This is a genomic window from Streptomyces sp. 142MFCol3.1, from assembly GCF_000424945.1.
Taxonomy (GTDB): domain Bacteria; phylum Actinomycetota; class Actinomycetes; order Streptomycetales; family Streptomycetaceae; genus Streptomyces; species Streptomyces siamensis.
Genome location: NZ_AUKV01000004.1, coordinates 220,729 through 235,333, shown reverse-complemented (window position 1 = coordinate 235,333; position 14,605 = coordinate 220,729). Strand labels below are relative to the sequence as shown.

The window sequence follows — 14,605 nt, the reverse complement described above, 5'->3', positions numbered from 1 at the left end:
CCCGCACACCAGCGATGGGAGACTCACGTATGACCGCCAGTGTGGACCCGGACCGTTCCACGTGGGACGTCGTCGTTCTCGGTGGTGCCGCAGCCGGCGAGAACGCGGCACAGTACGCAAGCCAGTTCTCCGGCCTGTCGTCGGTCCTCGTGGAGAACAGCCTGGTCGGGGGCGAATGCTCCTACTGGGCCTGCATGCCGAGCAAGGCACTGCTGCGGCCGGTCGAAGTGGTGGAGGCGGCAGCGCATCTGCCGGGAGTGTCGGCCGAACTGAAGGCCGCCGAGGTACTCGCCCTGCGGGACCGCGTGGTCAACCATCGCGACGACAGCTCGCAGATCTCCTGGGCGCTGAGCACCGGTATCGATGTCGTGCGCGGTTACGGACGGCTGACCGGTGAGCGGACCCTCGTCGTGACTCGTCCCGACGGTTCGACCCGGACCGTCACGGCCGAGCACGCCGTGGTCATCGACACCGGGTCGCGTCCGTCCGTTCCGGACGTGCCGGGATTGCGTGCCGCCCTTCCGTGGACGTCGCGCGACGTGACCTCGATGGAGGAAGTGCCACGTCGCGTGGTCATTCTGGGCGGAGGCGTGGTCGCCTGCGAGGCGGCCACGTGGCTGCGCGGACTCGGGGTCGACGAGGTGTCGCTCGTGTACCGCGACAAGCACCTGCTGGCCCGTCAGGAACCCTTCGCGGGAACACTGGTCGCCCAGACGTTGCAGGACAGCGGTGTGCGGCTGTACCCGGAGCGCAACCTGGCGCAGGTCAAGCGCGCCGACCCCCGTGACACGGGGCACGGGCACGTCCACGGCGGAGAAGTCAGCGTGACGCTGGACGACGGGAGGACGGTGGTCGCCGACGAGATCGTCGTGGCGACCGGCCGCATCCCGAACACCGACGACATCGGCCTGGAGTCCGTCGGCCTGCGGCCCAGCGGGTACATCGGTGTCGACGACCAGCAGTGTGCCGAGGGTGTGAGCGGGAACTGGCTGTACGCCATCGGCGACGTGTGCGGCCGTGCGCTGCTGACGCACATGGGCAAGTACCAGGCCCGTATCGCGGGTGAGGCCATCGACGCGCGCGCACGCGGGTCCTCCGCGGAACTGCCCTCGGCCGCCGCCGGACACGTCGGGCTGCCGCAGGTCGTGTTCACCGACCCGGAGGTCGGCAGCGCCGGAATGACCGAACAGCAGGCGCGCGACGCCGGCAAGGACGTGGAGATCGTGGAGTACGACCTCGCCGCCCTCGCCGGAACCTACGTACTGCGCCCGGACTACCGGGGCCGCGCCAAACTGGTCGTCGACCGCGCCGACGACGTGGTGCTGGGAGCCACGTTCGTCGGTACGGGCGTCGCCGAACTGGTGCACTCGGCGACCACAGCGATCGTGGGCCGGATTCCGCTCTCCACCCTGTGGCATGTCGTCCCGAGCTATCCGACCGTCAGCGAGATCTGGCTCCGGCTTCTGGAGACCCTGCGCGCGCAGCGGCACCAGGACGACGACCGTAAGTGAACTCGGCACGCACCACCAGGGCTCGGTCTCCCGGACCGCGCGCTGCGTCTGTCGCGGTGGGACGGCCCGTGAAAGGGTGGCTGCCCATGAGTCCCATGGTCGGCCGCGAGGCGATGGAGTCGGTGTACGGGTCCAGGGAGTTGGTGACTCTGGACGAGGCGACGCTCACGCCTGTCGGTCATGAACCCACCCGTGCGTTCCTGCGCGACGTCGGCCTGCCCTCGTGGATGGGCTGGTTCGAGATGGACCGCCGTCTGGAGGAAGGGGACGTGCGTGTCGGCGGTGAGCCATGGCGGAACGTCGCGCGCCGCTACCCCGGTTGCACGTTGGACATGTCCTCCTGGCTCTCCCTGGGCGGCATCGCCCTCGACGACGTCGCCGTCGACACCGTCACGGGGGTCGTCCACTGCATCCCGGAGAGCGGTGCCGCCCCGCACCGGCTCAACAGCGGCATCGACGAACTGGCCTTCTTCCTCCTGGCGTTGGAACGGGAGCGCCCTCAGTACGACCCCGAGTCCGACACCGTCGAGGTCGATCCGGAGGGAGCCGCCGAGCGACTGCTCCGTCTGATGCGGGACACCGAACCCGGTGTGATGGAGAATCCCGACTGCTGCTGGTTCTCCGTCCTCGGGCATGTCCGCAATCTGCTGCGGGTCTGACCGTCTGCCGCAGGTACGAGCGGCCCCGCGTCGACACGCCGCCGGGGCGATAGGCGGCCGGTGCTGTCCGGCGACCGGCGGCGCAGCCATGGGGAGAGCGTCCGCCGCCGCGGCCGGGCGACGGTGTCGCCGCCGCGGGAGCGTCCGGTGAGTCGCACCCGCAGGCGGTCGGCCGGGCCAGGTCGCCGGTGGTGCGGGCCGTCGACGCGGCCTCCAGGCGCTCGTCCGGTTCGGTGGCGGTGATCCGCCCGTCGCCCGCGGCGACCCGCAGGATCTCCACGACCTGGTCGCGCTCCCGGCCGGAGGCGCGCAGTTCGGGTTTCGTGTCATGCCCCGCACAGTCGTCGCCCGGTCCGAGTGCATCCGTCGTGCCCGCACTCTGGTGGACGGACCGAAGTCCCGCAACGGTGGTGATCTCCACCGGACGACGCGCCGGAAAACGGCCGTCGGGCCCGGCCGTCGCGCGTCGGCCGGGCCCGGGGTGTCACACTCAGCAGCGCTTGGACGTCGAGGCCTGCCCGGCCACCGGGTCACCAGGGGCGCGCAGGGTGCCGATCGCCGCGGTGCACTCGCTCACCGTGTCGGCGGGGTAGGACCAGAACTCCTGCTGGTTGGTGGCGTTCCACCAGTCCTGGCCGACGATCTGGTCGCGCGAGTAGCTGTAGACGCCGGTGCTGACGTCGTAGTCCTTGATCTTGTCGCGGAAGCTCTGCCACACCCACACGTAGCCGTAGTTGCGCTTGCACGTGGGTGAGTAGAACTGCTTGACGGAGGCGACGTGGGCTCCCGACCGGTTGATGTAGGCGGTGGCGCCGATCTGGTACGCGTCGGAACACACGCCGGCGGCCTGTGCCTTGACGCTGAGCGGGTTGCCCGCCTCCGACGGGACGGCGGAACGTGCGGTCAGGCTCTGCTTGCCGGGCGACGGGGCCGGGCCCGTACCGGCGACGGCCGAGGCCGCGGGGATCAGAGCGGCGGCCGACGCCGCCGCCACGACCAGGATTCTGCGAGCGCGCATGAGAAAGCTCCCCCTTGCTCTGGGTGTATGACTCCACGGGTGCCGATGAGGCACGCCGGACAGCGAACAGGGCAGGGCAGACCAACGCGAATCGTCGCCTAACCCCGTGAAGAGCACTGTCCTCGCGTATCGGTCATCAAGTCAGACGGCCCGAGGTGCCGGATGGTTGTAGCGCAGACCACAACTGCTTCTCAATAAACCGTAGTTGCACGCCCGGGGGCTCCCACCGGCGAAGCAACCGGCCGAGTCGCGCCGGACGGAGCGCCCGGCCGCGACTCGGCCCGGGTGCGCCGCCGAACATGTCGACGGCCCGCCGACGGACACCGTCACCCGGCGCGCGGCAAACCGGCGGACGGGCGGGCGCCGACGATGGTGAACCGGCGATCCGCGGCGAAGACGCGGGCGATGCGGAGGCCCTCGGCACTTTCTCCTCTCACTTGCCCGCCACGACTGGATATTCATCAGTCGCCGAATATTCTGGACCGCAGGCGGAGGAAATTCCTCCGCCTGCGACAAGGGGCGAGGAGGTGGGCAGGCGGTGCGCGTCGACGCCCAGCTCAACCGGGACAAGATCATTCAGGCGGCACGGCTGATCTTCGTGCACGAGGGCCCGGACGCGCCGCTGGAGAAGATCGCTCGCCGTGCGGGCGTCGGGATCGCCACCCTCTACCGGCGCTTTCCCAGCCGCGAGGACCTGGTCATGGCCGTTGCGACGGACACCTTGCGGAGTCTGAACACGGCGGTCCGCACGGCCGCCGAGGAGCAGCCCGACGCGTTCGGGGCCCTGCGTGTGTTCATGCACGCGGCTCTGGACCTGAAGGTGGGCGCGATCATGCCGTCACTGCTCGGCCGGATCGACGTCGAGGACATCATCGAGCGCTCCGGGGATGCCCTCGTCCACGTCACCGAGCTGCTTCAGGCCGCCCAGGCGGCCGACGAGGTGCGGGCCGACGTCCTGCCCGGCGACGTCATCTTCATGGTCGTACGACTGACCCGTCCCCTGCCCGGCCGGGCGGTCGCGGAGGACTACGCGCTCGCCCACCGCCAGCTGGAGATCTATCTCGACGGTCTGCGGTCCCCCGGGGCGTCGCCACGCCAGGACGGTCTTCCCGGACCCGCGATCGGCTCCGCCTGGTTCCGTCGCATCCGGGCCCGCATGGCGGGCGCGGTTCCTTCGGCGGCGCGCAAGGCGACGCGCGCCGCCTGATCCCCTGCCACCCCCTGGCACACCTTTTCCCTGCATACGAAGGTGAGTTCGTCATGTCTTCCGCCCCCCGACCCGCCGAGGCACGCACCCCGGCGCCGACTCCCGGGGACAGCCCTCGGCGCTGGCTGGGCCTGGTGTTCATCGGTCTGGCCCAATTGATGATCGTCCTGGACATCACCGTCGTGAACATCGCCCTGCCGTCCGCCCAGCAGGACCTGGGCATCTCCGCAGGCGACCGCCAGTGGGTCATCACCGCCTACACCCTCGCCTTCGGCAGCCTGCTCCTGCTGGGAGGCCGGATCGCCGACTACACCGGCCGCAAACACGCCTTCCTCATCGGCCTGATCGGCTTCGCCTGCGCCTCCGCCCTGGGCGGTGCGGCCACCGGCTTCACACCGCTGCTGGCCGCCCGAGCACTCCAGGGGGCCTTCGCGGCACTGCTCGCTCCGTCCGCGCTGTCCCTGCTCAGCATCAGCTTCAGCGAGAGCCGTGAGCGGGCCAAGGCCTTCGGCGTCTACGGCGCGATCGCGGCCGGCGGCAGCGCCGTCGGGCTCCTGCTCGGCGGTCTGCTCACCGAGTACCTCGACTGGCGCTGGTGCCTGTACGTGAACGTGCCCATCGCCGTGATCGCCGCCTGCGGCTGGTCCGTGCTCCCCGCGGACCAGCGCGCCACCGCACGGACTCGGCTCGACCTTCCCGGTGCTCTGCTCGCCACCTCGGGCCTCGTCGCCGTCGTGTACGGGTGCAGCAAGGCGGAATCCGACGGGTGGGACTCCCCGCTCGTCATGGCGCTGCTGACCTCCGGTGTCTGCCTGCTCGTGGGCTTCGCCCTCTTCGAGGCCCGTTCCCCCCGGCCGCTGCTGCCGCCGCGGGTGGTCACGGACCGGACCCGGGCCAGTGCCTATCTGGCGGTCGCGCTGGCCGTGATCGGCATGTTCGGGATGTTCCTCTTCCTCACCTACTACATGCAGGTCGTCAAGGACTACTCCGCGGTCCTGACCGGCGTCGCGTTCCTTCCGCTCACGGCGGGCGTCCTGGTGTCCGCGGGCGGCATCGCCTCCCGGCTGCTTCCCCGAGTCGCGCCGCGCGCCCTGGTCGTCCCGGGTCTGCTGCTCGCCGCCGTGGGCACCGGCTGGCTCATTCCTCTGGAGGCCGACACCTCCTACGCGACCGGCGTGCTGCCCGCCGAGATCATCGTCGGCCTCGGCATGGGCCTGGTGATGGCGCCGGCGATGAACTACGCGACGCACGGTGTGCGGCCGGAGGACTCCGGGGTCGCCTCCGCCATGGCGAACACGTCCCAGCAGATCGGTGCCTCCATCGGCACGGCGCTGCTGAACACCCTCGCCATCGACGCGAGTACGGACTACCTCGCCGGTCGCCGGCACACTCCGGACGTCCTGCGGGACGCCCTGGTCGAGGGATTCTCGACCGCCTACTCGGTGGCCACCGTCATCCTCGTCTCGGCGGCCCTCCTCATCGCGGTCCTGATGAACGCACCCCGCCCGGCCACCGTCGGCGAACCCCGGAGGCAGCCGGCTCCGCACATGGGCTGACCTCTCGTCGCACGGCCCGGACCTCACATGTCGCGCGCCTTCCGGCCGGTCGCCGAGACTCGGCGACCGGCCGGAAGGCGGTCATACGGAAGGCGGTCATACGGTGGGCGGTCATACGGGGTCGGCCGCCACCCGTGAATCGCCTGCCGGTCGGCCGCGATGAGTCCCGTCGGTGGTCACTCGCCCCCGGTCGACGTGTTCCGTCCCCACCCCTCCGTCGTCCACGGACGGAGTTTCTCGGGGTTGCGCACCACCCAGATGTGCTTGATCCGGTCGCCCGCGACCCCGAACGCGTACACCGCGACGGTGACGCCGTCGTACCGGGCCACCAGGCCGGGCCGGCCGTTGACCATGCGTTCCAGGATCGTCAGGGCAGGTGTCCTGGCCAGGATGTCGACCAGGTAGCGTGCGATCCGCTCGCCGCCGTCGATCGGCTGGAGCCTCGCACTCACCAGGCCGCCGCCGTCGGCGACGGTCGTGGCGTCGGGGTCGAGGAGGGCGACGAGAGTCTTGATGTCCTTCGCTTCCCATGCCTGTTTGAAGCCCCTGACGAGGGCGGCGTGCTCGGCGGTCGGTCCGGCGGGAACCTGCGAGGCGCGGACGCGGCGCCGGGCCGACGAGGCCAGCTGCCGGCAGGCCACCGTCGTACGGCCCACGATCTCGGCCACTTCGGCGAAGGAGTAGCGGAAGACGTCGTGCAGGACGAACGCGACTCGCTCGGCGGGGGTCATCGATTCGAGCACGACGAGGAAGGCCATGCTGACCGACTCGTCGAGGGTCACCCGGTCCGCCGGGTCGGCCGCCGTGCCGCCCGCCGGCCCGAGCGTCCACTCCGTGCGTTCCGGCAACGGCTCGGGGATCCATTCGCCCACGTAGCGCTCGCGGCGCGCCCGCGCGGAGCCGAGCACGTCCAGGCAGATGCGGCTGGCGACCGTCGTCAGCCAGCCGCCGACCGACTCGATGGCGTCCCGCTTCCGCTGGGGCAGGGCGTACCAGCGTGTGTACGTCTCCTGTACGACGTCCTCGGCCTCGGCCAGCGAGCCGAGCATCCGGTACGCCAGATCGATCAGCCGGCGCCGCTCGCTCATGATCGCGTCCAGGCTCGGGTCGGTCCGGCCGTCTCGCGGCTCGGACGGGGTGCTCATGGTGCGGTCGGCTCCCTCGGTCGCATCTGCTCTCACCGGTCCGACGACGCAGCGCACCGAAAGGTGAGGCCGACCGGACGCGGCGGCCCGCGCCTGATGCACCTGATGTGCCGGGTACCCGGGCCGATCCCGCCCGACGCGAGGTCACCGCGTGTCCGACGGGCTTCGGCGCCCTCAGTGCCGTGCCGCCGCCACCAGGCCGGTCAGCTCGGCCACGGTCATCGAGCCGGCCGCGCGGCGCTCCCGGGCGAAGGTGTCGGCGACCCGCTGCAGCACCTCGTTCACCGGGGTGGGAATCCCGTGCAGGCGGCCGAGCAGGACGATCTCGCCGTTCAGGAAGTCGGCCTCGATGGTGCCCGTCCCGCGGCTCAGGGACTGCCATGAGGACCCGCCGCGCGGGGAAGCGCCCGAGGGCTCGAAACGAAGCCTGGACCGCACCTCGGCCGCCTCCGCGTCGGTCACGGTCTCCACGCCCGCGGCGGCCAGAACCGTACGGCCCTCCGCCCGGGCCGCGCGACACACGGCGCGGACCTCCTCCCCGGCCACCCTGCCCGTGACGGCCTCGACCGAGTTCGCCAGATTGCCGAGGAGTTTGCCGTACTTCCACCGCATGACGTCGTCGACGACGGGCGCGTCGAAGTGCGACTTCTCCAGGGCCGCCGAGACGCTCCGCACGGTCTCGTCCGTGCCGGAGGGGAAGCGCCCCAGGTGCAGGACGCCGGTGACGGGGGCGGACACCGCGGTGACCGAACCCGGCTCGACGTGGGTCGCCGGCAGCCAGACGCACATCCCGTATACACGGCGGAAGCGGCGCAGCGCGAGGCGTTCGCTCTCGACGCCGTTCTGGGCGCACACCAGCGGCAGCCTCTCGCCGGCCGTGCCTCCGCCCGCCACCGGCCGCGGAGCCCAGGCGTCCAGGGCGGCGGTGCTGTCCTGAGTCTTCACGGCGAGCATCAGGACGTCGTCCTCGCGCAGATGCCCGAGCTCTTCGGGATGCCTGGCGATGGGCAGTCGGTGGGTGTGCGGCCCCTCCGCGGTCGTGAGCCGCAATCCGTGGTCGCGCAGCGCCTCATGGTGCGCTCCCCGCGCCACGAGGACCACCTCGTGCCCTGCCTCGGCCAACCGGCCGCCCAGCGCACCGCCGACGGCTCCGGCCCCGATGATGATGTAGCGCATGCGTCAAGACTCCCACACGGCTCGGTGCCGGGGCCGCGGCGGGCTGAGCACGGTTCTCAACTCCGTCGGCCGACAAGGGATGTGCCAGACTCCGGCCCATGGGCCTTGATCAAGAACTCGTGGATGCCGCCGTCGGCCTCATGGACCGGCGCTGGCCGTCGGGCGAGCCGGGCGGAGCGGCGGCCGTTCGGCTCGCCGACGGCGGCATCCTGACCAGTGTCGGACTCGACAACCTGCACGCTTCGGTGGCCCTCTGCCAGGAGACGGGCGCCTTCATCCAGGCCTACACGCAGGACCGTGTCGTCGTCGCGTCCGTCTGTGTGAGCCGGGACCTGGAGCGGGACAGGGTGCTGATCCTCCCGCCATGTGGTGTCTGCCAGGAGCGACTTGCGCTCTGGGGACCGGCCGTGGAGGTCGCGGTGCCGCGGGAGGACGATGCGACCGCCTGGGTGGCACGGACCCTCGCGGAGGTGAACCCCTACTACTGGGGGCGGCAGTTCGCCGACGGCGCATGGCCTTCGGCAAAGCAGCACACCGAGTGAGGACGACGTCGTACTCCGTCCGCCGGGGTCCTCGGCACCGCTGGTCGAGGGGGCTCCTCGAAGCCGCGATCAGCGGTGCCGGATCCCGGGGTCCGTAGCGGCGACGGTGTTCAGCGCCGGGTGAGCCGGGTCTCGGTCGCGACGCGGGTCAGCTTCTCCGGGTTGCGGACGTAGTAGATGCCGGTGACGCGGGCGTCCTCGACACGGACCGTCATGACACCGTCCATCTCCCCGTCCAGGTTGAGGACGAGGGCCGGGTTGCCGTTGAAGACGGTCGTGACACTGGTGATCTCGGCCTCGACCTTGCCGGCTCCGCCGATGATGAAGCGGGCGACCTTGCTGGAGCCGACGACCGGTCGCACCGCGGCCTGCTTGACTCCACCGCCGTCGCTCAGGAGGACGACGTCGGGGGCGAGGACGTCGAGCAGGCCCTGCAACTCGCCGGTTTCGAGGGCACGTTGGAACGACTCCAGAACCGCCCGGGTCTCACTCGCCGAGACCACCTCGCGCGGTCGGCGGGCCTCGACGTGCCGGCGGGCGCGGTGCGCGATCTGGCGGACGGCCGCCGGGCTCTTGTCGACCGCCGCAGCGATCTCGTCGTAGCCGACGTCGAAGGCCTCGCGCAGCACGAACACGGCGCGCTCCGTGGGCGACAGGGTCTCCAGGACGAGCATCATCGCCATCGACACGCTCTCGGCGAGTTCGACGTCCTCGGCCACGTCCGGTGCGGTGAGCACCGGTTCGGGCAGCCACGGGCCGACGTACGCCTCCTTGCGGCGCGTCATCGTGCGCAGCCGGTTGAGCGCCTGCCGGGTCGTGACGCGCACCAGGTAGGCACGTTGGTCGCGCACCTCCGCCAAGTCGACCTTGACCCACCGCATCCAGGTCTCCTGGAGGACGTCCTCGGCGTCGGCCGCCGACCCGAGCATCTCGTACGCGACGGTGAAGAGCAGGTTGCGGTGGGCGACGAACGCCTCGGTCGCCGGGTCGGTGGCCTGGTCGCTCATGTCTCGACTCTTCTCCTTCGCTGCCGGCGCTGGTGGCCGAAGATCTTCAAGAGTGCACTCACAGTACGGGCGGGCGCGGCTCCGGCCGCCCGTTCGATGTGATCCGTCCGTCCCCGCGTGTGCGGTCGGGCTCGCGGCGGGCCCTGCGGCGGCGCCCGCCATGAAGGCGCCGCCTCTCCCGCGGAGTTCGTGGCGACGGCGGCGGGTGCCGCCCGTCGCCCGTCGCCGGTTCAGCGTGCGACCGGTGTCTCGCCGTGCAGGGCACGCAGCGCCTGCTCGCGCGTGTCGTCCTTGGCCCAGGCCCAGCTGAGCGAGCCGGGCTTGCGCGCCTCGTCGACCAGCTGCTTGACGGTGCCCCAGCACACGAGCTGCTTGAGCTTCGCACCGGCACGTCCGCCGACGTGGAGCCGCATCGCGGTGTCGTTCCGGTGGGCGAACTGGAAGATGCCGCCTCGGCGTCCCAGGCTGATGCACTGGCCGACGAAGCCGAGGGCGACGGGTCCGGGTCGCTCGCCCGCGATCCGGTGGAGCACGGTGTCGGCGGCGTGCGCGCCCAGGGGTCCCGCGGCCTGGCAGCTCATCCGGAACGGCAGGTCCGACGGTGCCGCCGAGTCCCCGCCCGCGACGATCCGCTCGTCGTCCACGCTGGTCAGCGTCTCGTCCGTGAGCAGGCGGCCCGAGGCATCGGTGCTCAGCCCGCTGCGCGCGGCCAGGTCCGGCACGCCGAACCCGACGGTCCAGACGGTGACGGCGCTGGGCAGTTCGCGGCCGTCGGCGAGCTGTACGGCGTCGTGCGTCACGCCCGTCACCTTCGTACCGGGACCGTCGAGCACGGTCACACCGAGCCGGGCGAGCCGCCCGGCGACCGAGCGTCGCCCCCGCGGGTGCAGGTAGGGGCCGAGCGCACCGCCGCACACCAGGGTCACGGCGCGCCCCTCCTCGGCCAGCTCGGCCGCGGTCTCGATGCCGCTGGGGCCGGCGCCGACCACGGTCACCGCGGCCGTGGCGGGCGCCGCGACGAGGACCGACCGCAGCCGTTCCGCCTCTTCGAGGCCGCCGAGCGGGTAGGCGTGCTCGGCCGCTCCGGGTACGCGCGGGGCCGCGCTGTTACTGCCCACCGCGTAGACGAGGTAGTCGTAGCGGACCGTGCCACCGGTCGCCAGCGCCACGCTGCGCCCGGCCGCGTCGATGCGTGCCACCGTGTCGACCACGAGACGGACGCCCTTGCCCAGCACCTTCGTGTACTCGACGACGGCGTCGTCGGATCCGGCCACGAGCTGGTGCAGGCGGATGCGCTCGACGAAGGCCGGGCGCGGGTTGATCAAGGTCACTGTCACGTCGGCACGCTGTGTCAGGCGATTGGCGGCCATGACACCGGCGTAGCCTCCGCCGATCACGACCACATCGGTGTTCTCGTTCATCGTCTCTCCTTGGTTCCAGGGGTCCGGCCTCAAGACACCGCGCGGTCGGCCGCTGTGACAGCGCGTGACGCGGATCACTCCGAGGGGTGGGGTCGATGGAAGGATCTGCCGGTCAGGCGGTGAAGGACTCGGGGCCGAAGCGCCCCCATGCGATGAAGGCCGCGAGGGCGAGGTAGATCAGATTCAGGGCGACGAACCTGTCGAGGCCGCCGTGGCGGAAGTGCGTGATCATCGCGCCGATCATCAGCAGGACCCAGCAGACGGCTGTCACGGGCACCAGAACCGGTGCGACGTCGGCCACGGCGGGGAGTATCAGGCCGACCGCGGCGGCGAGTTCGAGGAATCCGAGTCTCCGGACGAAGCCGGCGCCGGCGTCCGCGGTCCATTCGCCGCCGGGCGCCTCGGCCAGTCTCTCCTTGGGCACGAACACCTTGGTGATGCCGCCGGCCAGGGCGACCACGGCGAGCAGTCCGGTGGCGATCCACAGCGCGAGGTTCATGAGGTGCTCCTTCGTGTCCGGTGTCCGGCCCTCTCCACGGGCCGGCCGATTCCAGGGGTGCGGCCTCAAGACACCGCGCGGGCGGCCGCCGTGACAGCGCGTGACGCGGATCACTCCGCCGGCAGTGGATCCCGTACGGGACGGACGTGAGCCTCCGTCACGAGGCCGTCGCTCACCGGAGGTCACGGGAGCCGCGGGTACGCTCTCGCAGGCCGGAGCCGCGCCTCTGCCGCTGACTGCGTGAGATCCCGGAGTAGGGGGCGTCGGCCTGCGAGCGCGCGCCGGGCGATCCGTCGTGAGAGGCCGTCGCGCAGGGACGAGTGGAGTCGCGAGATGGCAGGCAGCGTCACCGTATTCACCCTCGGCGGAACGATCTCCGCTGCCCGCGGGGGTGCCGGCCGGCTGACCGGCGCCGAGGTCCTGGCGCAGCTCGCACCGTCCCCCGACGTCGACGTGCGCCTCTACGATTTCCGGAGGATCCCGAGCTCGAACCTCACCGTGGACGACCTCGCCGAACTCGCCGCACTGATCGACTCGGCGGGGGCCGCGGGCTCCGGCGCGGTCGTGGTGCAGGGGACGGACACCATCGAGGAGTCCGCGTTCCTGCTGGACCTGCTGTGCGCGCATCACCGTCCCGTGGTGGTCACCGGCGCGATGCGGCGTCCCGATCTGCCGGGCGCGGACGGCCCGGCGAACCTGGCCGGCGCCATCGCCGTCGCGGACGACAGCGGATGCCGGGGCCTCGGTGCGCTCGTGGTCCTCGCCGACGAGATCCATGCGGCCCGGCACGTCCGCAAGACCCACAGCACGTCCGTCACCACCTTCGCCTCACCCGGGGCGGGTCCTCTCGGTTCGGTGGTCGAGGGGCGGCCGCGCGTCCTGTTGCGGCCGCCCGCCCCGCTCACCGATCGCCCTCTGCGGCTGCTCCGCGCGGCGCGGGTCGCGCTGCTCACGGTGTCGCTGGGCGACCGCGGGGAACTCCTCGAGGCGATCGACGACCGGTTCGACGGCCTCGTCGTGGCAGCCTTCGGCGCGGGTCACCTTCCAGAGTGGTTCGTGGAACCTCTGGAACGGCTCGCCGCACGCATGCCGGTCGTCCTCGCCTCGCGCACCGGCGCCGGCCCGATACTGAGCCGCACCTACAGCGGTCCGGGCTCCGAGCACGACCTGCTCGGCCGGGGACTGCTCTCGGCGGGGTTCCTCGACGCGCCGAAGGCACGCCTGCTGCTCCAGGCGTTGCTGTCCGACGGTGCGGACCTCGCGCGCATCCGCCGTGCGTTCGCGGCTCTCGTCGGCTGATCTCCACCCGGACCGCGGGTCCGCCTCCGCGGCGCCGGGGGCGTGCCCGCGACACTTCGGCGAGGGCCGAACCTTCGCGTACCTACATTGGCGGTCATGAGCCCCAACCGAGCGACCCTGTCACGCACGGGTCACCGTCCGAGCGGCCATGGTGACCGCATCACCGTCGAGCCGCGCATTCTCTACTTCGGTACGCCTGTCGTGCTGCTGTCCACCGAGAACGAGGACGGCTCGTTCAATCTCGCGCCCATGTCCTCGGCCTGGGCCCTGGGGCAGGTCGTCGTCCTCGGCCTCGGGACCTCTGGGCAGACGGCCCACAACCTGGTGTCCAGGCCGGACTTGGTGATCAGTCTCCCCGCTCCGCACCAGTGGCGGGCGGTCGAGCGGCTGGCCCCGCTGAGCGGGCGCGACCCGCTGCCCGAGGAGAAGAAGGCGGCCTTCCGCTTCGAGCGCGACAAGTTCGGCGCCGCGGGACTGCACCCCGCACCGTCCGAGGCGGTCCGCCCGCCCCGCGTCGCCGAGTGCCCGCTGCAACTGGAGGCCCGCGCCGTGCGGGCACGGCGCGACGCGGGCGGCGACTTCCTGATCGTGGAGGCGCAGGTCCTCACCGTGCACGCCGATCCGGACCTGGTCGTCCCCGGCACACAGCACATCGACCCGACGGCTTGGAGCCCGCTCGTGTACAACTTCCGTCATTACTTCGGGCTGGGCGACGAGCTCGGTCATTCGTTCCGCTCGGACACACCGCACCCACCGGGCTCCGCCGACATCCGCTGACCGTGCGGCATCACCGCGTCCCCTGGGGCCGAAAGGCCCGGCGTGCCCTCGAACTGCCCAAGTCCCGTGCCCAGCGGTCGAGGAGGGACCAGCCGCTCACCCGCACCATGTCCCGCTCCGTCGCGCGCAGGGTCAGGGCGAGCAGGAAGGCGGCGAGGAAGCACGCCGCGGCGTTCGCGGTCAGGGCGACGCTCACCCCGCTCAGTACGGCGTGGGCATCCTGGACGTCGAAGCTGTGGATCCTGGCGGTGGCGACGTCCGACATGACCGGGATGCCCATGGTGATGCCGATCTGCTGGCTCATCGTGGCCAACCCGTTGGCCAGGCCCTGTTCTTCGTCGGGGAGGCGGGAGGTGGCCGTGACCATGAATCCGACGATGACCACCAGGTTGGCGACGCCTCCCGCGAACGTCGTGGCCAGCAGGACGTAGATCCACCCCGACCCGGCGCCGAGGAAGACGAGCGGGACGGTGGCCGCGGCCTGGACGAGGAACCCGGCCACGAGGGCGTTCCTGGTGCCGACCGTTCCGATGACCTTGGGGCCGATGATTCCGCCGAACCCGGCCAGCTCCCGGTTCGAGATGCTCCACCTCGCGCAGGACACGGGACAGCGCATCCTCACCTTCACGGCGGCCCCCGGAACGGGCTCCGAAGCCGCTCCTCGGCTGCTCGCCGCGCGCACGGCGCCCGCCCGGACGACAAATCCCGTGAACGCCCACGACGCACCCTCTGTCGCCACGAACCGACTGACCGTACCCTGACAAGTCATAGAACTTCGGGCGTGATCG

14 protein-coding genes and 1 pseudogene are annotated in these 14,605 nt (G+C 71.5%); 7 read left to right on the top strand and 8 right to left on the bottom strand.

What is annotated here, in order from left to right:
- Positions 1–29 precede the first annotated feature (29 nt).
- Together H305_RS0107500 and H305_RS0107495 are read left to right on the top strand one after the other, a co-directional pair.
- Positions 30–1,511, top strand: coding sequence for a dihydrolipoyl dehydrogenase family protein (locus H305_RS0107500; RefSeq protein WP_028799859.1), 1,482 nt, complete (start codon positions 30–32; stop codon positions 1,509–1,511).
- Positions 1,512–1,597: 86 nt separating this feature from the next.
- Positions 1,598–2,170: an SUKH-4 family immunity protein gene (locus tag H305_RS0107495; protein WP_078628916.1), complete on the top strand. Its 573-nt coding sequence runs from the start codon at positions 1,598–1,600 to the stop codon at positions 2,168–2,170.
- Positions 2,171–2,348: 178 nt separating this feature from the next.
- On the opposite strand, the pseudogene H305_RS55705 reads toward H305_RS0107495, so the two are convergent.
- Both H305_RS55705 and H305_RS0107490 read right to left on the bottom strand, forming a co-directional pair.
- A pseudogene (locus H305_RS55705) lies at positions 2,349–2,591 on the bottom strand (DUF1707 SHOCT-like domain-containing protein); the annotation flags it as partial.
- Positions 2,592–2,660: 69 nt separating this feature from the next.
- The gene (locus H305_RS0107490) at positions 2,661–3,188 is read right to left on the bottom strand and encodes a hypothetical protein (protein WP_028799857.1); all 528 of its coding nucleotides are present in this window, start codon (positions 3,186–3,188) and stop codon (positions 2,661–2,663) included.
- Positions 3,189–3,726: 538 nt separating this feature from the next.
- Here H305_RS0107490 and H305_RS0107485 point away from each other — a divergent pair.
- The gene (locus H305_RS0107485; RefSeq protein WP_028799856.1) at positions 3,727–4,395 is read left to right on the top strand and encodes a TetR/AcrR family transcriptional regulator; all 669 of its coding nucleotides are present in this window, start codon (positions 3,727–3,729) and stop codon (positions 4,393–4,395) included.
- A 53-nt stretch (positions 4,396–4,448) separates the two neighbouring features.
- Positions 4,449–5,951 (top strand): MFS transporter, encoded by a 1,503-nt coding sequence (locus H305_RS44840; RefSeq protein WP_051370416.1) that lies wholly within the window; start codon positions 4,449–4,451, stop codon positions 5,949–5,951.
- Between the two features lie 176 nt (positions 5,952–6,127).
- On the opposite strand, the gene sigJ is transcribed toward H305_RS44840, so the two are convergent.
- Positions 6,128–7,096 carry an RNA polymerase sigma factor SigJ gene (sigJ, locus tag H305_RS44835; protein WP_051370415.1) on the bottom strand — a complete coding sequence of 323 codons (969 nt, stop codon included), beginning with the start codon at positions 7,094–7,096 and terminating at the stop codon, positions 6,128–6,130.
- Between the two features lie 174 nt (positions 7,097–7,270).
- Positions 7,271–8,272 carry a ketopantoate reductase family protein gene (locus tag H305_RS0107470; protein WP_028799855.1) on the bottom strand — a complete coding sequence of 334 codons (1,002 nt, stop codon included), beginning with the start codon at positions 8,270–8,272 and terminating at the stop codon, positions 7,271–7,273.
- Between the two features lie 98 nt (positions 8,273–8,370).
- Here H305_RS0107470 and H305_RS0107465 point away from each other — a divergent pair, with 98 nt between their 5' ends.
- Positions 8,371–8,814 carry a cytidine deaminase gene (locus H305_RS0107465; RefSeq protein WP_028799854.1) on the top strand — a complete coding sequence of 148 codons (444 nt, stop codon included), beginning with the start codon at positions 8,371–8,373 and terminating at the stop codon, positions 8,812–8,814.
- A 110-nt stretch (positions 8,815–8,924) separates the two neighbouring features.
- On the opposite strand, the gene H305_RS0107460 is transcribed toward H305_RS0107465, so the two are convergent.
- The 3 genes from H305_RS0107460 to H305_RS0107450 all read right to left on the bottom strand — a co-directional run bounded on the left by H305_RS0107460 (position 8,925) and on the right by H305_RS0107450 (position 11,741).
- Positions 8,925–9,821: an RNA polymerase sigma-70 factor gene (locus H305_RS0107460; RefSeq protein WP_028799853.1), complete on the bottom strand. Its 897-nt coding sequence runs from the start codon at positions 9,819–9,821 to the stop codon at positions 8,925–8,927.
- Between the two features lie 230 nt (positions 9,822–10,051).
- On the bottom strand, positions 10,052–11,242 hold the full coding sequence (locus H305_RS0107455; protein WP_028799852.1) for an NAD(P)/FAD-dependent oxidoreductase: 1,191 nt from the start codon (positions 11,240–11,242) through the stop codon (positions 10,052–10,054).
- A 112-nt stretch (positions 11,243–11,354) separates the two neighbouring features.
- The gene (locus tag H305_RS0107450; protein ID WP_028799851.1) at positions 11,355–11,741 is read right to left on the bottom strand and encodes a DoxX family protein; all 387 of its coding nucleotides are present in this window, start codon (positions 11,739–11,741) and stop codon (positions 11,355–11,357) included.
- Between the two features lie 333 nt (positions 11,742–12,074).
- Between H305_RS0107450 and H305_RS0107445 the strand changes: the two genes are divergently transcribed.
- Positions 12,075–13,040 (top strand): asparaginase, encoded by a 966-nt coding sequence (locus tag H305_RS0107445; RefSeq protein WP_028799850.1) that lies wholly within the window; start codon positions 12,075–12,077, stop codon positions 13,038–13,040.
- Positions 13,041–13,136: 96 nt separating this feature from the next.
- Positions 13,137–13,817: a flavin reductase family protein gene (locus tag H305_RS0107440; protein ID WP_051370414.1), complete on the top strand. Its 681-nt coding sequence runs from the start codon at positions 13,137–13,139 to the stop codon at positions 13,815–13,817.
- Between the two features lie 10 nt (positions 13,818–13,827).
- Here H305_RS0107440 and H305_RS0107435 read toward each other — a convergent pair whose 3' ends face one another.
- Complete coding sequence (locus H305_RS0107435) at positions 13,828–14,421, bottom strand: MFS transporter (RefSeq protein ID WP_158690486.1); 594 nt, start codon at positions 14,419–14,421, stop codon at positions 13,828–13,830.
- Positions 14,422–14,605: the final 184 nt, after the last annotated feature.

Coding starts and splice junctions, on each gene's coding strand:
- H305_RS0107500 (WP_028799859.1), top strand. CDS start 30: ATGACCGCCAGTGTGGACCCGGACCGTTCCACGTGGGACGTCGTCGTT.
- H305_RS0107495 (WP_078628916.1), top strand. CDS start 1,598: ATGAGTCCCATGGTCGGCCGCGAGGCGATGGAGTCGGTGTACGGGTCC.
- H305_RS0107490 (WP_028799857.1), bottom strand. CDS start 3,188: ATGCGCGCTCGCAGAATCCTGGTCGTGGCGGCGGCGTCGGCCGCCGCT.
- H305_RS44840 (WP_051370416.1), top strand. CDS start 4,449: ATGTCTTCCGCCCCCCGACCCGCCGAGGCACGCACCCCGGCGCCGACT.
- sigJ (WP_051370415.1), bottom strand. CDS start 7,096: ATGAGCACCCCGTCCGAGCCGCGAGACGGCCGGACCGACCCGAGCCTG.
- H305_RS0107470 (WP_028799855.1), bottom strand. CDS start 8,272: ATGCGCTACATCATCATCGGGGCCGGAGCCGTCGGCGGTGCGCTGGGC.
- H305_RS0107465 (WP_028799854.1), top strand. CDS start 8,371: ATGGGCCTTGATCAAGAACTCGTGGATGCCGCCGTCGGCCTCATGGAC.
- H305_RS0107460 (WP_028799853.1), bottom strand. CDS start 9,821: ATGAGCGACCAGGCCACCGACCCGGCGACCGAGGCGTTCGTCGCCCAC.
- H305_RS0107455 (WP_028799852.1), bottom strand. CDS start 11,242: ATGAACGAGAACACCGATGTGGTCGTGATCGGCGGAGGCTACGCCGGT.
- H305_RS0107450 (WP_028799851.1), bottom strand. CDS start 11,741: ATGAACCTCGCGCTGTGGATCGCCACCGGACTGCTCGCCGTGGTCGCC.
- H305_RS0107445 (WP_028799850.1), top strand. CDS start 12,075: ATGGCAGGCAGCGTCACCGTATTCACCCTCGGCGGAACGATCTCCGCT.
- H305_RS0107440 (WP_051370414.1), top strand. CDS start 13,137: ATGAGCCCCAACCGAGCGACCCTGTCACGCACGGGTCACCGTCCGAGC.